This is a genomic window from Spirochaetia bacterium (assembly GCA_022482625.1).
Taxonomy (GTDB): Bacteria; Spirochaetota; Spirochaetia; order Sphaerochaetales; family Sphaerochaetaceae; genus Pleomorphochaeta.
In genome coordinates, this window is the sequence record JAKVOU010000001.1 from 1,595,671 (window position 1) to 1,617,456 (window position 21,786).

Consider the following 21,786-nt stretch of genomic DNA (forward strand, 5'->3'; position numbering starts at 1 on the left):
ATGAAAAAGATAAAGGCAAAGAAACTTTCAGTGGAAGGATTCAGCAATTTCGGCAGCTATTACAATCTGATTGATGTACAAGGAAATAATTTAGGCGATTTTTTTCCTGACCACATACTGAATCCGACTGAAGGAACTGTAACTGGTTTTTCTGCATTGAAAGTATATAAAAAAGAAAAAATGATTATTGAGGCAGTAGAATTCCATAACCATACAGGAGAAATCATATTGCCTCTTGACTCGGATATTGTCATTCATGTAGCACCGCCAAATATAAAACCAATACTTAATCAGACAGAGGCTTTTATTGTGCCAAAGGGTACTATAGTCAGACTCAATGTAGGTGTTTTCCATCTGGCACCTTTTTCGATTGAAAAAGAAACCGGACATGTAATGATTGCTTTGCCTGAAAGAACTTATATAAATGATTGTACTGTCATCACATATGACGAAAATTCAAAGATTGAAATCACATTGTAGGAGTAAGCATGAAAAAAATCATCAATAAACCGGAAAATTATGTCAAAGAGATGCTTGAGGGCCTATACGTTGCTCATCCCGATCTCATTACTTATACAGCAGGGGACCTTCACTGTCTCGTAACTGCCAACAAAAAGGAAGGAAAAGTCGGTATAGCTACAGGCGGTGGTTCAGGGCATCTTCCCCTGTTCTTGGGCTATGTAGGCAAAGGTATGCTTGATGCATGTTCAGTGGGTGACGTATTTCAAAGTCCAAGTGCAGAGCAAATGCTTGCCTGTACAAAATATATCAACAGTGGTGCTGGGGTATTGTACATTTATGGAAATTATAACGGAGATATCTTCAACTTCGATATGGCAGCAGAACAAGCAGATTTTGAAGAAGACATACGAGTTGAATCCGTTGTCGCAGGTGATGATGTTGCTTCTGCAGCACCCACGAAGCCAGGAGAAAAAAATACCAGAAGAGGTGTCGCTGGCATAGTCTTTGTCTATAAATGTGCCGGTGCTGCAGCTGATGCAATGCTGGATTTGGATGAAGTCAAACGTATAGCACTGAAGGCCTGTGCAAATGTACGGACCATGGGAGTTGCTCTTACACCATGTATTGTACCTAGAGTCGGCAAACCTGGTTTCTCCATTGCAGATGATGAAATGGAAATAGGTATGGGCATTCATGGTGAAACAGGTATCCGTCGTGGCAAACTGGAACCAGCAGATCAAATTGCAGAAGAAATGGTTGTCAAGATTCTGGCCGATATACCATTCTCCCAAGGAGATGAAGTTGCAGTCATGGTCAATGGCCTTGGCGCTACCCCGCTTGACGAACAATACATAATCGTCCGGAAGGTAGATGAATTACTCAAGAAAGCAGGTCTGAAAATACATAGATATTATGTAGGAGAATATGCCACGTCTTTGGAAATGGCCGGGATTTCCATCAGTCTATTAAAACTGGATGAAGAATTGAAAAAATATCTTGATGCGCCAGCCCAGACACCTTTCTTTGTACAGCTTTAGGAGAACAGATATGGATGCAACACTGATAAAGAACTTCCTGAATACGACAGCAAAAGTAATGATGGAGGAAAAAGACCATCTGATTGAAGCTGACAGTATTGTCGGAGACGGGGACCTAGGCCTGACAATGAGTGATGGATTCACAGCAGCTTCAGATGCCATTAAAGAAAATCCCATTCAAGATTGTGGCAAACTCCTTTATACCGCAGGCAAAGCCATGAGTACAGCAGTTCCATCAACAATGGGTACGTTGATGGCTTCCGGCCTCATGTCAGCGGGCAAAACGCTCAAAGGTAAAACTGAGCTGACCAGAGAAGATATCCTGTCACTTTTCGATGCATTTTTATCTGGGGTAATCCACCTTGGCAAGGCAAAACAGGGTGAGAAAACCTTCATAGATGGGTTTGCGCCAGGTTGTGATGCATTGCATGCAACAGCCGATGTACAACTGAAAGAAAGCGCAAAAGCAGCTGCAGATGCATCAATGAAAGGATATCTGGGAACAAAAGGAATGCTGGCAATTCATGGGCGTGCAGCAACCAGAGGAGAAGCTTCCAGAGCATTGTTGGATCCTGGTGCCTATGTAGGAGCTCTGCTGTTCAAGGGTTTTTATCTATCGCTAGAATGAAGCAACAAGAAAGAAACAGAATCCCCTACATATAACATTGCATAAATCTTATCTATTGCATAACGGTAATACCTTGTCATGCAATAGATTTTTAATCCAAGGGATATCAAGCCAGTGGATATTCTCCCCCCAAGAAAATTAGTTCTCCAGCTTACATCAAAGGTATTGATGGGAAGTCATGATAAGACCAAGACCCGGCGTAACTTCCCAATCTGTAAACAGATCCTTGTACGTCCCTACCAAGCAATCTGTGTAGACCCTTTCATCAGCATCACTGAAACTGGCAAAACACAGCAGTTCATGCCCTTGGAAAGTCCTTCTGACAAGCAGGACCTTGTCATTATGACAGTCCAACGTAGATACCTGCGCCTCAGTTAGGAAGCATAAATTGCTACATCTCATTCGCATCAAATCAGACAATCTTTCAAAAGGTTTCTGCTGATAAGTTTCTTTTTTATGTCTTAATTCAGCCTTTTCCCAATCAAAATGGCTCCTATGGATATTCCTGCTGTCATCGCACCGCAAAGGATCGTCCCTATATGACCAGTCGTTAAGTTGCCCGATTTCATCTCGGAAACCTTTGTGGAATACATTGCGCTGTGAAGCATAAGATTGCGTTGAATGCTTTCGCCGGTCAGAGCGGCATCATGCAACCAGACTCCTTTCTCAATGCCACATAAGCTTGGCAGCCGTACCACAGGTCCTCGCATCCTGTGAAACAGGATCATAGTTTTACAGTGCACCCAATGCATAGCCATAAGGAAATTCTCCTTCAAAAAAATGATAGACGAACTTCTTATGTTCAAGGGGATCAATACCGAATTCACGCTGTATGTTATCATCCATTGCCCAGCCAATATCATCATGACAGCGTAGGTAATAATTTACAAAATCACAGTGAGGTAGCAAACTGTCAATTGCGTTGAGCTGCCGTACCAAGAACCGAACATCCTGACTGGCAAGGGAATCCCAAAAGTTCGCCATGGTAGCAGCATTATAAAGAAGATGGCACTCAGGGTGTCCGGGAGTACCGAAATAAGCCTGCAACTCATTCGGAGCCATAACGACTTCACCTTTCAGGATCGTAGCAGGACAGACACTCTCCATCAGCAGACGTATCATCCGTATCAGCATATGCGCTTCAGGTAAATTCCTGCATTTTGCCCAGAGTTTTTCCATATATAAGGAACGGAATCCAATCGAAAAATCTCACAACCCCAATTTGCAAGATACAGCATACTGCATACAATTTCATTGGAAAAAGAGGGATTCGCATAGTCAAGGTCCTATTGGAACGGATAAAACGAAGTAAGGACCCACTGATTGATCTCATCACACCAAGTAAAATTACCAGGAGCTGTAGAGGGAAACACCTGAAGAACCATCGCATCATAGACATCGGGTATGGTCCTGTCCGGGAAAAAGTGTAAAAACCCATTGCCTTGCGGTTTCCTTTTTTTGCAGCCATAGCCCAAGGATGTGTACTTGCCATATGATTCATGACAAAATCCATGCAAAGGGAAATCCCGTTTTCACGCAATGCGGCTGTAAGATCGGCCAAGTCAGATACAGTTCCAAAACACGGGTCAATGGATTTGAAATCATCCACCGCATAGCCACCGTCGTTGTCAGGATGCGGCATCCTGAGCATAGGCATAAGATGCAAATAAGTGATACAAAGTTTCTTCAGATAAGGAATTTTTTCCCTGAGCCCTGCAAGGTCGCCTGCAAACAAATCTGTATACAAGGTAAGACCGGGCATTTTTGGATCAAGATACCATAACGGAGCAGCAAGCCGTTGCCGGTCAAGGGCCCGACGCTCCCCAGATATGCTTGCCTGGCTATTGACTTCAGCTCCTGGAACTTTGCCTCATCAGGGTATAGTCCCATATAAAGCGCATCAAGCTCCGGCTCTTTTTTGGCAATTTCTGCACAAACTCCATATTCTGCTCCTATCGAAGGCAACTGTATCCTCACACAATGATACAGCCCCCCCCCGACAATGATGATTCCAGGTATCAGGAACTGCGTCAAGAAAAACAAATCAAAAATCCTGATACTTTTGCTGACAATCAGCCTTCAACAAAGAGCAAACATCCAAGCAATCTATATACCAAGCCTCTGGTACTGTTCCGAAGGAGCATCATCTTCTTCCATCAGTCTGCGCATCAGTTTCAGCATCCGCTGCTCTACGGCAGAGTCTTTGATCGGATGTTCCTGCTTCGGATCGGTGACCAAGTCATATAGGACGGTCCCGGCATTGTCAGACAAGGCCAAGTCTGCTTTTCCTGACAAAGTGCTGCAGGATATTTCCATGACTGGACATTCCTTGGTAAAGGAAAACGGCTCATGCCATTTCATTGTCTTCATCTCATCTACAGAGAACATGGACCGCATATGGGTAGGCATGAGCGTATAGTTGTTCAAAGGAGCATTGTCCTTGCCGAAACCCCGCATATAGACATATCGCCCATCCGTTACATTTACCTGTCCGCCATGCATACCGAAAAGACAGGCTTCACGTACAGGGATATCAGTGGCTATGGTAGTTGCAAGATCCTTGCCCTCCATATCCTTCGGTACATTGATCCCAAAGAAATTCAACAAGGTCGGTGCAATATCTACGGAAGACTGGACCAAAGCCTTTCTCCTTTCCCCTTTTCTGCCAGATCTGGGATCCCAGACAAAGAAAGGAATATGCGCTACTTCATCATAGAAAGGATGGACACATTTTGCCCAGCAGTCATGTTCCCCAAGCAGGAAACCATGGTCGGTATTCACAATGAGCATCGTATCCTTCCACATGTCGTATCGGTCCATGTAGTCAATGATCTTGCCTAAATTGGCATCACACATGCTGAGCAAGGCTGCATACTCATACCTGACATGCCTGACCGCATCCTCGGGTTCATCGACTTTCTTGTAATCAGGCCAGTCAAACTGAGGACCGTCATAATGATGAGGATACAGCTTCTTATAGGCATCCATCGTATAGTATGGTTCATGAGGATCAAATGCTTCAATCTGCAGGAACCAGTTGTCCTGGTCCCGGTTGGTATCAAGGAATTCAAGTCCATCCCTGAAACAACGGGTCTGAGACTGTTTGTCTTCACAGTCCATTACCTGTCGGTTGATTATATCCTGCCGCCAGACACGTCCGTAATGGTCAGGGACAGCAGGATCCTTGACCTGAGCCTTCCAAGGATCTCCCTCCTGCCCCCTTTCTCCTTCCCATGAACTATATCTGGTATGGTAGGTACATCCTCCGTCTTCCCAGTAGTGGGCATGGTCTGAGATAAGATGCGAATATACTCCATGGCTTTTCAGCAATTCAGGCAGGGAATCATCATAAGGTTCCATCGGCCCCCATGAACGATGCAGGAAGTTATATCTGCCGGTGTGCATTTCCCGCCTTGCCGGCATACAGGGAAGACTACCCGCATAGCAGTTGTCAAAAGTCACTGCCTTTTCTGCCAACCGAAGAAAATTCGGAGTCTTTGTCCAATCGCAGCCATACGGTTGCAACATACCTCTGTTCAGGCTATCGAACATTACCATTATTGCTTTCATGTATCATCCTCTCTCCTTTTGTACTGCAGATATGGACAATCACGTCCGATGCTGCAACAAAAGTCATTGTTTTCTTTTTCTCTCATCTGCTACGGATTCTGCCAAAGCCCTGAATCTATCAAGCCTGTTGTCAAAAAGGTACTTGTAGCTTGTACAGAACCTGAAATGTCCGTCATCGTCCCGATACCTCCTGCAACCACCCCGGCACAGCCCTGCATAGGGACAGGTCCGACATTCATCTGCGGTATTGATAGAAGCTTCAATATATCTGATGTCCCTCCGTTTTCGGTCAATTTCCTCAATCGTGTCGGATTCGATGTTTCCCAGCCTATAGGCATCAAGACAGTAGAAATCACAGGGAAACACATCCCCATTGCCCTCGATCACATACTGGATCGAACAATGCCCCCTCATATCACAGGCCTCCGGTTCATAGCCGAGCAATATGCCAAGGAAATTATCAAACAACCTGTTATAGATTGGATATCCGCCATAGACGGCACTTTCCCATAGGTCGTAGAGCCGTACCAAAAAACGTCCATAGTTCTCGGAAGTAAGATATCTGTCGGTAGCACCTGAAATCGGATCAATACAAGGTATGTACTGCTGATAATACAAACCGTTGCTCATGAAAAAATCCCACATCCGGTCTATATTTCTGACTGTTACATCAGTTACTACAGTCAGTATATTGAAATCGGTACCGGCTTCGCGAAGAGCCTTGAGCCCGTCCATTACCTCATGGAAACTACCCGTCCCATCTACCTTGGTCCTGCAAGTATTGTGCAACCGTGAAAATCCATCCAATGAAACTCCCACCAGATATCCTTTCTCTTTAAAAAACACAGCCCATTGGTTATCTATATTGGTTCCGTTCGTCTGAAAGGAAAATCTGGCTTGTACCTTGCCACCGTTGTACTTGGCTTCCAGTTCATGGAATTTCCTGAACCAATCAAGTCCGACAAGGGAAGGCTCACCTCCCTGGAAAGCGAAATCAACAGTATCATAGGCTGCATAAAGCCTGCTGATAAGCTTTTCTGCGAGTGCAATAGTAAGGAACGGATATTTCCGTACCGTCCTATTTGCAGTTTCATCCAGATAGAAACAATAGGAACATCGCAGGTTGCAGGCAGAAGAAGCAGGTTTAATCAATACTGAACAGCTTTTCATGGCATCTCTCTTATTTTCGGCAAAAGCCTTTTTTCATAAGGTTAACTCATTTTCGAAATCTTCTACATTCTCCTTGAGCAAAATTTCTGATTTACTGAAAAAATTTGAGTTACGTTTTATGGAACCATTGATCAGGTGTTCCGCCATGACCTTCATGACAAATGTTCCCTGGAAAAAATCTTTCTCAACTACGGCAGCCTGGACCAAACCTTCCTTGAACCCTTTCTTGGTCATTTCGTTCATGCCGGTAGTAACCACCATCAGCCTCCGTTTTTTTTCTGCTTCAAGGACGGCCTGAAGCCCACCTTGCGTAGCTGAAGTAGCATAAATGACGGTATTGATAGCCGGATATGCATCCAAGCATTGCTTTACAGACAAGTAGGAATGAATCTCATCATTCGGAAGCTCCGAAACCACCCCTATCGTATTGTTTTTATTTTCATGCAACCTTTGCAACATGTAATCTAATTTTACATCATTGCTCAGCATCGTCTTGTTAGGAATAAAAATTGCAATGTCCTTTTTGCTGCAGCCAAGTAAATCAACGACAGCTCCAGAAAGCAGTCCTGCTTTCTTATAATCCCTGCCTACATAAGCAAGGTAATTCGTATGTTCAAGCATTGAAGTCAACAGAATCACAGGAAACTGCTGCTCATACAATTCATTGATCCTGTTTCTGATCTTGTCACTGTTAATCGGAATAATGATGATACCGTCACAATGCTCTTCAACGGCCTGGTCCAGCAATGCGAGCTGACGGTCACTGTCATAGTCAGGGCATTGCCTGATCGAGACCTCTATGCCGGATTCCTTCAGTTCTTTCTCAGCCGCATTGATGCCTTTTACAAGATTGGAAACGACATAATTATCCATGACATGGAGTATGACGGCAATCTTTCTTGTCCTTTTCCTTGCAGACAGAGAAATAGCAAGGCTATTGGGCTGGTAGTCCAATTCTCTGGTTATCCGCCGAATCTTCTCAGATACTTCAGTTCCGATCCTACCTTTGTTATTGAGAACCTTGCTCACAGTTCCTACGGAGACCCCGGCCAATTCCGCTATTTCCTTTAACGTAACGCTCATATTCCAACCTCATGAATATAATACCACGGTTATTTTCTAAAGTAAACGGTTTCTTTTTTTTTAATTTAAACAAAGTATTAAATAATATTAGCTACCATGTAAATATTATTAATAATTACCTGAACTACCCGAAATTAAAAATTTTAAAAAATTTAAGTTGACAAATATAGATTCTCATTTTAGAATTTTTCATGTTGGGAAAACGGTTTCTCAAATGTCTTTCTCCCATATTATCTGCCACAACTGACGCAAACCTATTCGGCAGCAGATCAAAACAAAATGGACAATGTCCAGCAAAAGGATACAATCATGAAAGCAGTACTCATCATGTATGATTCACTGAACAAACGATATCTCCCACCATACGGAAATAACAAAGTCGTCTGTCCGAATTTCACCCGTCTTGCGCAGTGTTGCAATACCTACGATAATTTCTATGCGGGAAGCCTTCCCTGCATACCTGCCAGACGAGAGATTCATACGGGTCGGTATAACTTCCTGCACAGGAGCTGGTCTCCAGGAGAACCGTTTGATGAATCAATGCCGGAATTGCTCAGCCAAGCAGGCATCTACACCCATTTGATCACTGATCACTGCCATTATTGGGAAAACGGAGGATTGAACTACAATACTCGGTTCACCACACACGAATACATCCGTGGACAGGAAGGTGATGCGTGGGCCGGTACTGCAAAGGATTTTACAGGCAACAAATATGGCAAACGTCAGGATAGCTTCAACAGATTGCTGGAAGCAGAAGAAAAGGATCATTCACATGTCCGTTGCTTTGAAAAGGGACGTCAGTTTCTCTACGACAACAAGGACAATGACAATTGGTTCCTGCAATTGGAATATTTCGATCCACATGAGCCCTTCTTTGCCCCAGACCGTTTCAAGAAGCTCTACACTGACAGCCCGAATCAAGTAGACTGGCCGGAATACAGGGTATATACCGAAGCTGAACAGGATATGGTAGACAGTTTCCAGACAAATTATAGTGCCGTCGTTTCCATGTGTGACGAGTACCTTGGCAAAATCCTGGATGTATTCGATGAACTTGACCTATGGAAGGACACCTTGCTTATCATCAATACTGACCATGGCTTCATGTTGGGAGAAAAGGGATTCGTCGGAAAGAACTACATGCCTGTCTTCGATGATATTGCAAATCTGCCCTTCTTCATGTATGTACCCGGCGAAGAAAAGGGAAAACGGAGAAAATCCCTCTGTCAGACCATTGATATAGCCCCGACGCTCCTGGATTGGTTCGGCATGCAGAAAGGAAAGCATATGCTCGGAAAATCCCTGCTGGAAACAAACAAAAATGACAGAAGCGTACATGAATGCATCCTCTACGGGTATTTCGGGATGCATGTGAATATCACTGACGGGAAGTATACGTACCATAGATGTGCAAAGACCAAGGACAACACTCCGCTGTTCCAATACACATTGGAACCTGCACATATAAAGAAATTCATGTCCAAGGAAGAAATCAAGCAGGCAGATATGCACCTGCATGATGAATTTACATGGACCGACCATGTTCCGGTCATGAAGATACCTGTCGACGAACGGTATGACCGTAAGAAATATTACACATACAGCAACCATGCCAAATACGGTGACTTGTTGTTTGACAGAGTCAATGACCCTGAACAACTGACACCTCTGCATGATGAGCAGATCGAGCAGCATTTCACTGCCAAAATGGTCAGTCTTATGAAAGAGAATGAAGCCCCTGAAGAACAGTATGTTCGTCTTGGACTGCAAAAGTAGAAAAAGGAGTACGGAGGAGGTCATAGGAGCCTAAAGGTAAGGTCTCCTATGAGGAGAAAACAAACGGAGCTTGATAGTTTCCGTAGAAACTATTGACTTTTTATAGGAGAAATATATGAAAAATTCAATCCTCAGGAAACAGCTGGCACTGCTGGTAATTGCACTGGTAGGAAGCACAGTGTTTGCAAACGGGCAGACAGAAAGTCCTGAAAAAGGCAAACTGGACTACCCGACGGAAAACATTACGATCACCAATCCTTACAAAGCAGGTGGAGCCGTTGATGTAATCTGCAGGGAAATAGCAAATCTGTCGAAAGGCGTCATTGCCAAACCGGTAGTCGTTACCAACAGAACAGGAGCAAGCGGTGTAATTGCCACAACGGAATTCGTTTCCAAAAAACCGAATTCACATGATATCATCATGATGAGCCGGTCTATAATGGTAACTGTACCCACGGCACAGAAAGTCAAGTATACCTATGCAGATATCAAGCCTGTGATAGGACTTGAGAATGTTGACTTCATTCTTTTCGTATCAGCCAAAAACAAAAACATAGACACCTTGGAAAAGTTGATGGAATATGCTGATACCCATACAGTCACTTATGGGACTTCAGGCGTTGGTACCGATATGGACCTGATCGAAAAAGGTCTGTTCAAAAATTCGAAGACTCCCGCAAAGGCTGTGGTATTCGGCGGTGCCGTCGATGCCCTGACAAACGTGGTAGCCGGCAACATAGATGTTACGGTTGCTCCCCCGGCAGGTGCAAAAAGCTTCTTTGAAAACGGAGACCTTATTCCTCTTGGGATTTTCTCTGACAAGCCATACACAGGCTATAAGGGAACAACCATCAAGACAATGAAGGAACAGGGAGTTGACATTTCATTCCCAGGATTGAACTTTCTCGCAGTACAAGCAGAAACGGACGATGCAGTCGTAAACTATCTGTACACGAAGTTCAAACAAATCTGTGATTCACCGGAATATCAGACTTTCGTCAAGAACTCAAACATCGACTATTGTCCGATGAGCCCATCGGAAATCGATGCCTATATCAAGAACCAACAGGCTGTCGCAGCAAAACTCAGCGATTAGTCAAGACTACCATGTCCGCCTTTTCCCAAAGGCGGGCATGATCGGAGGCTATCAACATGAAATCAGATATCGGAAGTGGTTTCTTTTTTCTCGTCTTATCCATCGTCATCTGGATTGCCATTCCTTTCCAGATCCAATCAACCAGCCAGGAAATGCTGAATGGGCAGTTCTTTCCACGGATTGTAAGCATCATTATGTTCACAGGAAGCATACTGCAGATTGTCTCAACCCTAAGAGAAAGACACAGGAATCAATCGGCAGATAATAAACTTGACTTTTCAGATGGAAAAAAAGTAGCCATTCTGCTTGGTATCATCATAGCTTATCTTATTCTGATGACCAACTTCGGTTTTTTGGTACCTTCACTTATCATCGGAGCAGCAATACTGCTTTTCTTCAAACAGAAAAAACCTGTCTATTATCTCAGTGTTGAGTTGGCTGTCGTGGCTATTTTCTTTGTGTTCAAGTACCTGCTCAACGTACAGTTACCCTAGAGGAGAACACTATGCTCGGAAATATCGGACAAGGACTGTTGCTGCTTACTTCAGTAACAAATTTCATCTGCATCAATGTCGGGCTTTTTCTCGGCATTATCTTCGGAGCTCTGCCGGGGCTGACTGTCACACTGGCAATTGCATTGTTCCTCCCCTTTACTTTCAATCTGAATTCAGTCAGTGGCATACTCATGCTGTTGGGAATCTACTGCGGAGGAACTTACGGTGGATCGATTTCAGCTATCCTGCTGAGGACTCCAGGAACCCCTTCTGCAGCAGCTACGGCAATTGACGGCTACGAACTTGCACAGAAAGGACATCCAAAGAAAGCATTGTTGATGGCACTTACGGCTTCTGCCATTGCCGGATTGATCAGTGCCTTCATATTACTGTTTGCAGGTCCTCAGATTGCAAAAGCTACCTTGTTCTTCGGATCCGCAGAATTCGCCACATTGGCAATATTCGGCCTGTCAATCGTTGCAAGCCTTTGTTCTGAAAATCTTCCGAAAGGCTTGATTTCCGTATCATTGGGGCTGTTCGTATCAACCATCGGCATCGACTCCTTCGAAGGTACCTATAGGTTCGTCTTCGACAACTATCATCTTTATGGCGGTATCGAGCTGATCCCAGCCCTGATCGGCCTGTTCGCCATTCCCGAAATACTGAAGAAAGGGAAGACAACAACCGAGGGAAGCAGTGGACAGCTAAAGTTGCGGAAAGATGACAGACTGTCATTGAAAGAAGTCAAAGACAACCTGAAGGTCATCGTACAATCATCATTGATAGGTACGGTAATCGGTGCAATTCCAGGAACAGGCGGAGGTATCGCGGCTTTCATAAGCTATGATCAAGCAAAGAAATCATCTACACATCCGGAAGAATTCGGAAAAGGGTGCCTGACCGGTGTTGCTGCACCTGAAGCAGGCAACAATGGTGTCACGGGTGCAACTTTGATCCCTTTGCTTGCCTTAGGCATTCCTGGAGATGCCTCTGTTGCCGTACTCCTAGGTGCTTTCATGATGCATGGATTGATTCCTGGAGCTTCTCTTTTTACAGACTACGGGCCGATAGTATATGCCTTGATGACAGGACTCATCGTCACGAATATCTTCATGTGGATCCAAGGACGGGTGCTGATCAAATACTTTGCGATGCTGACAGTAAAGGTACCGGAAAGGGTACTTACCCCGATATTGCTGTTCCTGTGTGTAGCAGGTACCTATTCCCTGAACAATACGATGTATGATATCTATGTCATTGTCCTTTTCGGTGCAATTGCATACACGCTCTCCAAGTTCGGTTACAGTATCATCCCGTTGCTGCTGGGCATCATACTCGGGCCTACATTGGAACAGAACATGAGGAGGGCACTGACAATTTCAAACGGCAGCCTCTCGATTTTCGTTACCAGGCCGATCAGCGTCGGTTTCATTGTAATCACGTTCCTGTCCATCGTATTGCCACTGCTACAGAAGAAAAAACAGACAAAGTAATTACTCAGTTTTTCTCTTTCAGAAATACAAGACTTCCCATCACTGTCATGCAGATATCGGTGATGGGAATGATTTGTCTTGGTACAGTACGTCAATATTTTCAGCCAAAGACCAGCAACGGAAACATTGACAATATCATAGAGACATATTATTATATAAGTACCTACGGGTTATCGATTGACGATGTAAAAAACTTACTGTGTGACGGAGTGCAAACCGTCCCAGAAATAAATTGCACAAATAAAGATGGTTGAACTTTCGACCATCTTTGCTTTGCAATAGCCTTGTCGGTTGCAATTACTGTACCTGAAAGAAAATCGAAACCAAAATGAATATCAGAACCAGATAAAAGATACTTTTAAGGCCCTGCAGATATCTATTACTCTCCTTTTGATGTATCAAAAAGACAAGCCTTGCCAAACTATGACAAGGCCTGTTACCTATAATACAATATCTAAGAAATTCTTTTTTATATTTGTCAACTCATAGTACTACAGGATTCCCAATCCCAGATAGATACCACCTCCGATGACACCGGAAAGAAGCAGCACGACAATAGGATTTGGTTTCTTCCAACGGAGAACAACCAATGTCACTGCAAAGATAGCCAAGGCAAGCGGGTTGAACTTCGACGTTCCTGTCCCAAAGACAGCCAATAGGAAAATAGTGACACCAGCAGAAGCAATCATAGCAACAACAGCCGGACGGAGGCCTGTAAGTACGCCTTGCAACAGATACATGGACTTATACTTCTTGTACAGGTAGCCAAGTACTCCTACAAAAATAATGGAAGGAATCAGAACACCAAGTGTTGCAACTACAGCTCCAAGCAAACCGGCAAGATGTATGCCTACGAAGGTCGCACTGTTGACGGCAATGGGTCCCGGAGTCATTTCAGCAATGGAAATCAGATCAGTGAACTGGGTAAGCGTCATCCAGTGGTTAAGAGTCACTACCTGTTCCTGAATCAACGGCAAGGCAGCGTAGCCACCACCGAAGCTCAGGGCTCCGATCTGCATGAAACAAAGGAAAAGATCAATCAGCTGCACCGCGTTCCTCCTTCTTCTTGCCAATGACGGCCATGATGCCTCCTACCAATGCACAGATAGCAAGGATAAGGATGATATTCAGCTTCAACTGGTAATTTGCAAAGAAAGCCAGAATCATGACAAGGATAAAAACCAGTTTCTTCTGTTTGATGATCTTGCCGCCGAGATCCACAACTACATCGGCGATTACCGCAGCAATGGCAGGTTGCATACCCGTCAGGAAGGCGTTGACGAACCGATTGCTCCTGAACTGTGCATAAAACATCGAAATGATGGACAGGATGATAAACGGAGGCAGGATAGTTGCCAAAATCGACACGGCAGCACCCAAGGGTCCTCCGACCTTTTCACCTACCAGCATGGCGCCGTTGACTGCTACGGCACCAGGGGATGACTGTGCAATGGCAACGAGATTCAGCATCTCATCATCATCGATCCATCCCAGCCGGTCTACAAACTCCTGTTTCATCAATGACACGATTACATATCCACCGCCAAACGTAAAAGCAGAAAGCGTGAACATAGTGCGAAACAGAGTCAGATATTCTTTTCCGGAAATCTTTTTTTCTTCCATACCATGACTATACTGTTTTTTCAATCAATAGTAAAATACAATATGTTAATAATACATATAAGGATTTGATTATATATGGAGCTGAGACATTTCAGGATATTCATCACTGTATGCGATACAGGAAGTACTGTTGAAGCGGCAAAGGTCCTAAGCATTGCCCAACCTACAGTCAGCCTTGCAATCAAGGAATTGGAGCAGCAGTATCACATCCAGCTGTTTGACCGGATATCCAGGCACTTGATCCTGACGGATGCAGGGAAACACTTCCTGGCTGCCGCAAACCAGATACTTGAAGATATGGACAAGCTGGAAACACAGATGCAGGGATATGAAAACATGAAAGAGTTGAAAATAGGCGCTTCCATGACCATTGCATCGACAATGTTGCCCAACATCCTGCTCAATTTCAAAAAACAATATCCAAGCACGCATCTCGTCGTAAAAATCAAAGACTCAAATTCCCTGGCAGATATGGTACAATCCCTCAAACTCGACCTGGCTCTGATAGAAAACACAGTCTTCAACAGCTGTCTTGAAACACAACTGTTCTGCAAAGACAAGTTAATTTTCTGCTGTGCGAAAGGCAATCCGCTATGCCAGAGAAAAAAGATCAGCCTGCATGATATCTGCAGGCAACATCTGCTCCTCAGGGAACAAGGCAGTGCCTCCAGGACTTTGATCGATTCATTGTTCAAGGCAAAAGGTTATGAAATGAAAGTCGATATCGAAAGTACCGATTTTGTTTCACTGCTTCCATTGGTAAGGAACAATCTGGGCATTTCCATTGTACCGCAGGCCTTGGTCGAACATGACAACAGGCTACAGATACTCCATGTCGAAGGTGCAGACTTCCAACGTGCTTACGCAATCATCAGGCACAAGGACAAGACATTGGGAACCCTGGCACATTCTTTCATCAACCTATGCATGGAAGAAGGCAAACAGGGACTTTTCTGAGAATTCAATCCTTTGGCTTCCACCAATCGGATTTCCACCACTCGACACGGCGAAGAGAAAGATCAAGGCCTTCGCGGAATTTCCCTGCCTTCTCATAAAAGACTTTCATCTCAACTACATAGCGATTCCTGACTTTTTCCAATTTGTCTATCATCTGCACGCGACTGAGTATCCGTCCAGGAACGACAGCAGGAACAAGGGACCTGGAATATACATCCACCACATGGCGTGCAAACTGCAGATATCCATAGTTCTCCTTCATCCTTTGCCTTGCGTTATCTCCTAGCTGGGACCTAAGTCCGTCATCGGTAACCAACTGCTGAAGATGAGAAGAAAAATCATCAAATCCATCAAATTGATAACCGTCAGTACCATCTATGATGACACCATCCAGACACGGATCCTTCTTACAGAGCGCAGGCAACCCACTGGCAAGGGCTTCCACATATGTCAATCCCTGGGTCTCACTGGTAGAAGCACTGACAAAGATATCGCCCAAGGTATAGTATGCTGCAACTTCTTCGGGTCTGATCATTCCTGTGAAAATGACATTGGAATCCAACCCCAGTGCATGTGCCTGGGTTGCCAAGGTATCCTTATAGGGACCATCCCCTACAATGACAAATCTCAGGGATGTCATGTCCATCTTTGCCAGATAATCCAGCAACCTGTCAATATGCTTTTCCTGTGCAACACGCCCGACATAGAGAAGTACTTTGGCATCAGCCGGTATAGACAGTCTGGACCGAAGTTCCATACGTATCTCTTCTCTGTCAGTTGCAAAAAAACGTTCCAGATCCAAGCCTGTCGGTATGACTTCAATCGGTTGCTTTACATTATATCCCTGCAGCATCAGCTTGACTTTTTCTGTCGGAACAATCACATAACGGGTCTGTAGGAGTATCTGTCTTGAAAACAAAGCAATGACATTGTGCCCAAGATATTCAAGAAACGGAAAATACTGGATATAATCCTCATAACTGGTATGGTAGGTATGGACAATCGGCGCCTTGGTCTTTTCTGCTATTCTCAGTGCAATCTGGAACGTGCTGAACTCACATTGAGAATGGATGATATCAGGTTTCCACGCTATCAGCGGCTGCAGGTCAACACCCGTCATTGGTTTTATGATACTGGCCCCAGGATAAATATAGTCTGCCCTGATTGCTCCGCAGTAAGTAACATCGCCTTCTACATGAAAATGCGTGGTCCGGGATAACGTCAATACCTTTACCTCATGTCCAAGTTCCCTAAGACCCTTCTCAAGGTTCAATACGGAAGTCACTACTCCGTTGACCTGAGGTTTGTACCAATCAGAAGTTATCAATATCTTCACAGTTGCTTTCCTTCTTTCCTTTCAGTGGTTGCAGTATAATTGAAATACTGTTGACCAGCAAATAAAAAACAATGCCTACAAATGCTTTCTGCTACATTTCATCAAATACAAACACAAAAAACATCATAGTAGCACAGACTTTCAGCCATTATACACATTTTCAAAGACGAAAGCTGGATGGCAAGCGCATTTTTACAGATGGGATGCTGACTACCTGGGAAGCCATGACAGCCAGGAATACCAAGCTGCAGCCCAGGATATCCCTTCCTGAAAGCTGCTGATGCAAGACAAAAAATCCTGCCAAAAGTGCAAATACAGATTCCAAGCTCATCAGCAAGGAAGCAACTTCTTCTTCCACACCTTTCTGTCCTATTACCTGGAACGTCATGCCTATGCCACTTGAACAGATACCGGCATACAGCAAAGGTATTGCACCTTGTCTGACCATTTGCAAAGTAGGATGTTCGAATGGCATGCCGACCAGACTGAAAACAGCAGAAAAAAGAAATTCAATGAAAGCAAGGGCAAGTACATCGTATTCCCTGGAATATTTGCCTACCAGCAAAATTTGGAGCGTAAAGAACAAAGCTCCGGCCAATTCAATGAAATCTCCTCCTGAAAGGGTAAAATCACTATCAATACAAAGGAAATACATGCCAGCCAGCGCAACAAAGACAAAGACATAAAAAATCCGAGGGACTATCTTTGATAGGAACAGTACACCGAACAATGGAACAAAAACAATATAAAGCGTCGTAATAAAACCAGCTTTCCCGACTGTCGTAAAAAGCAATCCATAAGTCTGCAATACATAACCGGCACAAAGACAGGAACCAAGTTGAAAGCCGACCTTTACAACTGAAGCAAGGCTATGGTGGTGCAGTTTCTTCCTATTGAAGTATAAGAAAGGCAACAGTACCAAGGCAGCCAGCAAATTCCTATAAAAGGTAAAAATAAAAGGCCCCATGCTGTTCATTCCAACATTCTGGGCAACCATACCAAGTCCCCAGATCATGGCAGCACCTACCAGCAACAAAGATTAAAAGACTTTCTGCATCGGCACCTCCTCACGTCGGAGGCATCCTAGCACTCCCATAACCTTTTGGCAACAAGAGGAAGAAAATTGTAAATCTCAGGAAATTTTCATCCATCCCATTGCGTTTGAAACAATTACCTTGTTCCTATAGACAAGGTCTTCCCTGACAGCAAAACCAAGATGCTGCCAAAAGGCATTGCCTCCGACATTATCCTTGAATACGACAAATGAAACCTTTGCTATGTCTTCCTTTTGCAATGCAGCGATGGCAAGATTGACCAACTGCGTTCCGATACCGCACCTTTGCTTTTCCGACAAGACGGCAAGATGGTAAATATGACCCCTACGCCCATCATGTCCACACAGAATGCTTCCTGCAACTTCAGTATCTGCTACTGCTACAAAACAAGTCTTCGGGTTACGCAGCAGGAAACGGGAAAATCCCTCAAAGCTGTCATCAACAGCATTGAGTCCCATACCCTTTGTCCGCATCCATAGTCCACGTACCTGACCATAGTCAGAGATTGTCATTTCTCTATATGCCAGCATGATATCAGCATATGCTCCTTTTCATCTTTTCTGTCTATGGGACTTAGGTTTCTTATACAACTGCAGATATGCAACTTTCGTGAAACCAAGTTTCTGGTACAGATGTAAAGCTGTCTTATTTGATTTTTCAACTTCAAGACGCATCAATACGACTTTATCATGATAGGTACTTTCAAGAAAAGTCAGAAACTCTGCGCCAAGTCCCTGACCTTGGAATTCTGGAAGTATATAGACTTCTTCGATTAAGAGCACAAGGCCACCTGCTTCGTTTGAATAGGTAAATGACAGAAGTACGTAGCCTATGGTTTTCCCTGCATCCTCGAATATATAGCCCTCGACATAGGGACTGTCTGCAATAATATGTTTAAATGTAGTTTGGAAATGCTCTTCTGGAATCGTATGCAGAACAGCATCTGAACGATAAAATGCCTTTGACATTGCAAGATAAGCATCCCTATCTTGCAAGCCTATTTTCCGTATCATGATTACTCCTTGACTTGATTGGTTTCATGTTACCATACAAACGCCTCCTGTCAAGCGACAGACAATACGACAAAGTACGGCCTACCAGACTGTACAAACACATCTGATGACTATATGCTTCCCATATAAGGAGAAATCAGCAATGAAATTGGTATTGCTCAGACATGGAGAAAGTATTTGGAACCAAGAGAACCGTTTTACAGGCTGGACAGACGTCGATCTTTCTGAGACAGGGAAAAAAGAAGCAACCGCCGGCGGTATGGCACTGAAAGATGAAGGTTATGATTTTGACCTCTGTTATACATCTTACCTGAAAAGAGCAATCCACACATTGGATATTGTATTGGATGCCCTTGACCGCAGCTGGCTTCCTGTCATAAAAACATGGAAGCTGAATGAACGCCACTATGGGGCACTGCAAGGTCTCAACAAGTCTGATACTGCTGCAAAGTATGGAGAAGACCAAGTACATATCTGGCGCCGTTCCTTCGATGTCCGGCCTCCGATGCTCTCTGAAACTGACGAAAGGAATCCAGCACGGCAACCGCAGTACAGAAACATAGAAAAAGCTCAGCTTCCACTGGCTGAAAGCCTCAAGGATACCATAGCAAGGACTGTGCCTTATTTCGAAGAAGAAATCAAGCCGAAGATGCTTTCCGGCAAACGGATACTGATTGCCGCCCACGGCAATTCGCTCAGAGCCTTGGTCATGTACTTTGAGCATCTGGATAACAAGGCGATCATGGATGTCAACATTCCGACAGGTATTCCTCTTGTATATGAATTCGATGAAAATCTTTCAATCATAGGCAAGGAATATCTAGGAGACCCGAAAACCATTGCTGCAAAAATGAAAAAGGTCAGCAACCAAGGAAAAGCCAGCCACTGATATAGTTTCCTGAAAATTGATATACATAGTCAGAAAGAATCTGCAGACAACTCCTCAGCATTTGCCGTAGGGACATCCTTCAGGAAAATGCCATGTGCTATTCTTGCAGAAGGCACATGGTCCATTTGTCCGCTGCAGATGCCCGCTAGGTGAGTCAATGACAAGGGTGCCCTTACGATATTCATCACTCAGCGCATCGGCAATAAGTCCATAAGGGTCGTAAAAACGGGAAATCAAAATCTGCCATGCGGCACAGCCTAGTTTGCTTTCAATCGGGTCATCTTTCCTGATACCTATCGGTACCATATCGTTCCGTGTCACCTGGCCTATTCTGCCTCCTGATTCAAGGACTTGCGCATCACAGGGAAATTCAGTACAAAATCCTTTCCATGCATCGCGGGAAAACCTGGCATGAGGCACAAAATTCTCAGCATAGGAAAAATGCGGAGTAACGATTACCCGAGCACGGTACGAAACATCGCCATTTTCGTATATAAAATAGTGGCAACGAAGACACGTTTCCTTCAACAAATCATATACATCACGATTCTCTGCAGAAAATGTAAGATGCCCTCCTTTATCTGCAAAGCTTTGGGTAAACATCTCCAAAGCACTGGTACTGACAAGCAGCAGGACCGCAGGACGGCTCTGCAGCAACTGGCGCAATACGTAGTCTTTTTCTCCGACACACCGGGCCGCAATGGAAGAACGGGGAATATCATATTTGTCACTCCATCCAGGAGAAGCACAACCGACCATATCGTACATGCTTATATCTTCACCAATCGAAAAGTCAGGAGCCGTGTCGGGCAAACCAAAACGTCGCTTGCATTCAGCCAGTACAGGAAGCAGACGCAGGTAGTATCCAGACCCCGTCACATAGACAGGAACTCCGGCCTTCGGTTTGCTCTGTATTTTTGCAGCAAGTACCGTTCCTTTACTGAATGCAGGCGTACCACTTTCAACAATATCCTCACGGCTGACAGCAGTAAGGACAACAGCCCTCATGCCGGGTTCCCATGTCATTTCATAATATACAGGCGTTTTTTCTCCCACATATCGGACAGTAAGGCAAAGCCAACGATGATCAGTACCTCGTTCCACGGCAACAAGCCATCCATCCGACCGGGCTTTCAGTTCTGTTCCCTCTACGATCCACGAATGGATGGTCCCCTCATCAAGACATTCCTGAAAAACACTGGCATGGCGATAATAATAGGCATAGTTTGCAGCCCTTGCAAAAGAAGGATAGCATCGGACAGCCCCACCGGGACCCGCAAAATACGCTCCAAGGTTCGGGTTGATGCCCAGTGTCATGATAGGAGCTTTCCTGCATCCCTTGAGCACGGCAGGTTCCGGCAACCTGTCGCCTACGGCATCTGCCTCCGTCCACTTTACAGGAGTCGTTTCAGAAGAAGATGGTTGCGAACAGCACAGGCCTTTCGGCAGCAACCCTTTCCAGTCAATTGCCGGATAAGGCCCATAAGGCGGTATACCTCCCCAAAACCATGGGCAGTCATTGCATTTCTTTACCTCATTGACCAATGACACTTCCACAGGCAATGTTTTCTGTTTCATCGTAGCCTCCGACAAATAAGTATACCATACCATATCATCTGATGGCATATTTTATTTCATGTTCTTACACATCTGCATATAAATCTAGCTGCTTTCTTTCAAACAATTTCCAATCCACTCAAATAAAGGAACACAACATATATTGCATATAATTCTTTATTTAGTTTTAAATAATTTTATTTATTATCCCTAGATATCAAATTCCTAATCAAAAAATATAAAAAATTTTATCAATTTGTATTGACTTTTTATATTGCCTTAGGTATCTTCTTTATAAGAATAATAGATTTTTAGTAGGAATGGTAAAAAAACAGGTTCGATTCCTGTTCCTATAATAGAAATGCGATGGTTAGGATCAGTGAGTGCACAAAGGTGGCCACTGAGACAGCAGTTCCGAAACATCCATAAAGTTGGCAACTCGTTTTAGCCTCATTGGAGAGCAAAGTGGGTTGCCTTTTTTTTGTGCAAGCAAAAAGTTCTTGAAAATTAAAGGTTACCTATAGACTCCAATGAATTTTCTCTG

The 21,786-nt window shown here is 44.2% G+C and carries 23 protein-coding genes; 9 read left to right on the forward strand and 14 right to left on the reverse strand.

Annotation, left to right across the window (positions count from 1 at the left end):
* Genes LKE40_07295 through LKE40_07305 form a run of 3 tightly spaced genes read left to right on the forward strand, consistent with a single transcriptional unit; the run spans position 1 to position 2,127 of the window.
* Complete coding sequence (locus tag LKE40_07295; GenBank protein MCH3917253.1) at positions 1-480, forward strand: DUF4867 family protein; 480 nt, start codon at positions 1-3, stop codon at positions 478-480.
* A gap of 8 nt (positions 481-488) precedes the next feature.
* Positions 489-1,499 (forward strand): dihydroxyacetone kinase subunit DhaK, encoded by a 1,011-nt coding sequence (gene dhaK, locus LKE40_07300; GenBank protein MCH3917254.1) that lies wholly within the window; start codon positions 489-491, stop codon positions 1,497-1,499.
* A 10-nt stretch (positions 1,500-1,509) separates the two neighbouring features.
* Positions 1,510-2,127 carry a dihydroxyacetone kinase subunit L gene (locus tag LKE40_07305; protein MCH3917255.1) on the forward strand — a complete coding sequence of 206 codons (618 nt, stop codon included), beginning with the start codon at positions 1,510-1,512 and terminating at the stop codon, positions 2,125-2,127.
* Between the two features lie 156 nt (positions 2,128-2,283).
* Here the strand turns inward: LKE40_07305 and LKE40_07310 are convergent, their stop codons facing one another.
* The 7 genes from LKE40_07310 to LKE40_07340 form a co-directional block, all read right to left on the reverse strand.
* Entirely contained in the window at positions 2,284-2,652 is a 369-nt protein-coding gene (locus tag LKE40_07310) for a hypothetical protein (GenBank protein MCH3917256.1), read from the reverse strand.
* A gap of 207 nt (positions 2,653-2,859) precedes the next feature.
* Positions 2,860-3,261 carry a hypothetical protein gene (locus LKE40_07315; protein ID MCH3917257.1) on the reverse strand — a complete coding sequence of 134 codons (402 nt, stop codon included), beginning with the start codon at positions 3,259-3,261 and terminating at the stop codon, positions 2,860-2,862.
* Positions 3,262-3,268: 7 nt separating this feature from the next.
* Complete coding sequence (locus LKE40_07320; protein ID MCH3917258.1) at positions 3,269-3,862, reverse strand: alpha-amylase family glycosyl hydrolase; 594 nt, start codon at positions 3,860-3,862, stop codon at positions 3,269-3,271.
* Positions 3,814-4,161, reverse strand: a complete 348-nt coding sequence (locus LKE40_07325; GenBank protein MCH3917259.1) for a hypothetical protein — start codon at positions 4,159-4,161, stop codon at positions 3,814-3,816. The genes LKE40_07320 and LKE40_07325 overlap by 49 nt, the downstream gene beginning before the upstream one ends.
* 72 nt (positions 4,162-4,233) lie before the next feature.
* Complete coding sequence (locus LKE40_07330) at positions 4,234-5,697, reverse strand: sulfatase (protein MCH3917260.1); 1,464 nt, start codon at positions 5,695-5,697, stop codon at positions 4,234-4,236.
* Positions 5,698-5,760: 63 nt separating this feature from the next.
* Complete coding sequence (locus LKE40_07335) at positions 5,761-6,867, reverse strand: SPASM domain-containing protein (GenBank protein MCH3917261.1); 1,107 nt, start codon at positions 6,865-6,867, stop codon at positions 5,761-5,763.
* 33 nt (positions 6,868-6,900) lie between these two features.
* On the reverse strand, positions 6,901-7,950 hold the full coding sequence (locus LKE40_07340; protein MCH3917262.1) for a LacI family transcriptional regulator: 1,050 nt from the start codon (positions 7,948-7,950) through the stop codon (positions 6,901-6,903).
* 309 nt (positions 7,951-8,259) lie between these two features.
* On the opposite strand from LKE40_07340, the gene LKE40_07345 reads away from it, so the two are divergent.
* The 4 genes from LKE40_07345 to LKE40_07360 all read left to right on the forward strand — a co-directional run bounded on the left by LKE40_07345 (position 8,260) and on the right by LKE40_07360 (position 12,812).
* Positions 8,260-9,729: a sulfatase gene (locus LKE40_07345; GenBank protein MCH3917263.1), complete on the forward strand. Its 1,470-nt coding sequence runs from the start codon at positions 8,260-8,262 to the stop codon at positions 9,727-9,729.
* A gap of 115 nt (positions 9,730-9,844) precedes the next feature.
* Complete coding sequence (locus tag LKE40_07350) at positions 9,845-10,825, forward strand: tripartite tricarboxylate transporter substrate binding protein (GenBank protein MCH3917264.1); 981 nt, start codon at positions 9,845-9,847, stop codon at positions 10,823-10,825.
* A gap of 56 nt (positions 10,826-10,881) precedes the next feature.
* Positions 10,882-11,319: a tripartite tricarboxylate transporter TctB family protein gene (locus LKE40_07355; GenBank protein MCH3917265.1), complete on the forward strand. Its 438-nt coding sequence runs from the start codon at positions 10,882-10,884 to the stop codon at positions 11,317-11,319.
* A gap of 11 nt (positions 11,320-11,330) precedes the next feature.
* Positions 11,331-12,812, forward strand: a complete 1,482-nt coding sequence (locus tag LKE40_07360; GenBank protein MCH3917266.1) for a tripartite tricarboxylate transporter permease — start codon at positions 11,331-11,333, stop codon at positions 12,810-12,812.
* A gap of 491 nt (positions 12,813-13,303) precedes the next feature.
* On the opposite strand, the gene LKE40_07365 is transcribed toward LKE40_07360, so the two are convergent.
* Together LKE40_07365 and LKE40_07370 are read right to left on the reverse strand one after the other, a co-directional pair.
* Positions 13,304-13,861, reverse strand: a complete 558-nt coding sequence (locus tag LKE40_07365; protein MCH3917267.1) for a chromate transporter — start codon at positions 13,859-13,861, stop codon at positions 13,304-13,306.
* Positions 13,848-14,435 (reverse strand): chromate transporter, encoded by a 588-nt coding sequence (locus tag LKE40_07370; GenBank protein MCH3917268.1) that lies wholly within the window; start codon positions 14,433-14,435, stop codon positions 13,848-13,850. Before LKE40_07370 ends, LKE40_07365 begins: the two co-directional genes overlap by 14 nt.
* A gap of 75 nt (positions 14,436-14,510) precedes the next feature.
* Between LKE40_07370 and LKE40_07375 the strand changes: the two genes are divergently transcribed.
* On the forward strand, positions 14,511-15,392 hold the full coding sequence (locus LKE40_07375) for a LysR family transcriptional regulator (protein MCH3917269.1): 882 nt from the start codon (positions 14,511-14,513) through the stop codon (positions 15,390-15,392).
* Positions 15,393-15,396: 4 nt separating this feature from the next.
* Here the strand turns inward: LKE40_07375 and LKE40_07380 are convergent, their stop codons facing one another.
* The 4 genes from LKE40_07380 to LKE40_07395 form a co-directional block, all read right to left on the reverse strand.
* Entirely contained in the window at positions 15,397-16,728 is a 1,332-nt protein-coding gene (locus LKE40_07380) for a glycosyltransferase family 4 protein (GenBank protein MCH3917270.1), read from the reverse strand.
* A 160-nt stretch (positions 16,729-16,888) separates the two neighbouring features.
* Positions 16,889-17,761 (reverse strand): DMT family transporter, encoded by an 873-nt coding sequence (locus LKE40_07385; GenBank protein ID MCH3917271.1) that lies wholly within the window; start codon positions 17,759-17,761, stop codon positions 16,889-16,891.
* A gap of 99 nt (positions 17,762-17,860) precedes the next feature.
* The gene (locus LKE40_07390; GenBank protein ID MCH3917272.1) at positions 17,861-18,310 is read right to left on the reverse strand and encodes a GNAT family N-acetyltransferase; all 450 of its coding nucleotides are present in this window, start codon (positions 18,308-18,310) and stop codon (positions 17,861-17,863) included.
* 24 nt (positions 18,311-18,334) lie between these two features.
* Positions 18,335-18,796, reverse strand: coding sequence for a GNAT family N-acetyltransferase (locus tag LKE40_07395; GenBank protein ID MCH3917273.1), 462 nt, complete (start codon positions 18,794-18,796; stop codon positions 18,335-18,337).
* 142 nt (positions 18,797-18,938) lie between these two features.
* On the opposite strand from LKE40_07395, the gene gpmA reads away from it, so the two are divergent.
* Positions 18,939-19,685 carry a 2,3-diphosphoglycerate-dependent phosphoglycerate mutase gene (gene gpmA, locus LKE40_07400; GenBank protein ID MCH3917274.1) on the forward strand — a complete coding sequence of 249 codons (747 nt, stop codon included), beginning with the start codon at positions 18,939-18,941 and terminating at the stop codon, positions 19,683-19,685.
* 54 nt (positions 19,686-19,739) lie between these two features.
* Here gpmA and LKE40_07405 read toward each other — a convergent pair whose 3' ends face one another.
* Positions 19,740-21,263, reverse strand: coding sequence for a hypothetical protein (locus LKE40_07405; protein ID MCH3917275.1), 1,524 nt, complete (start codon positions 21,261-21,263; stop codon positions 19,740-19,742).
* Positions 21,264-21,786 lie beyond the last annotated feature (523 nt).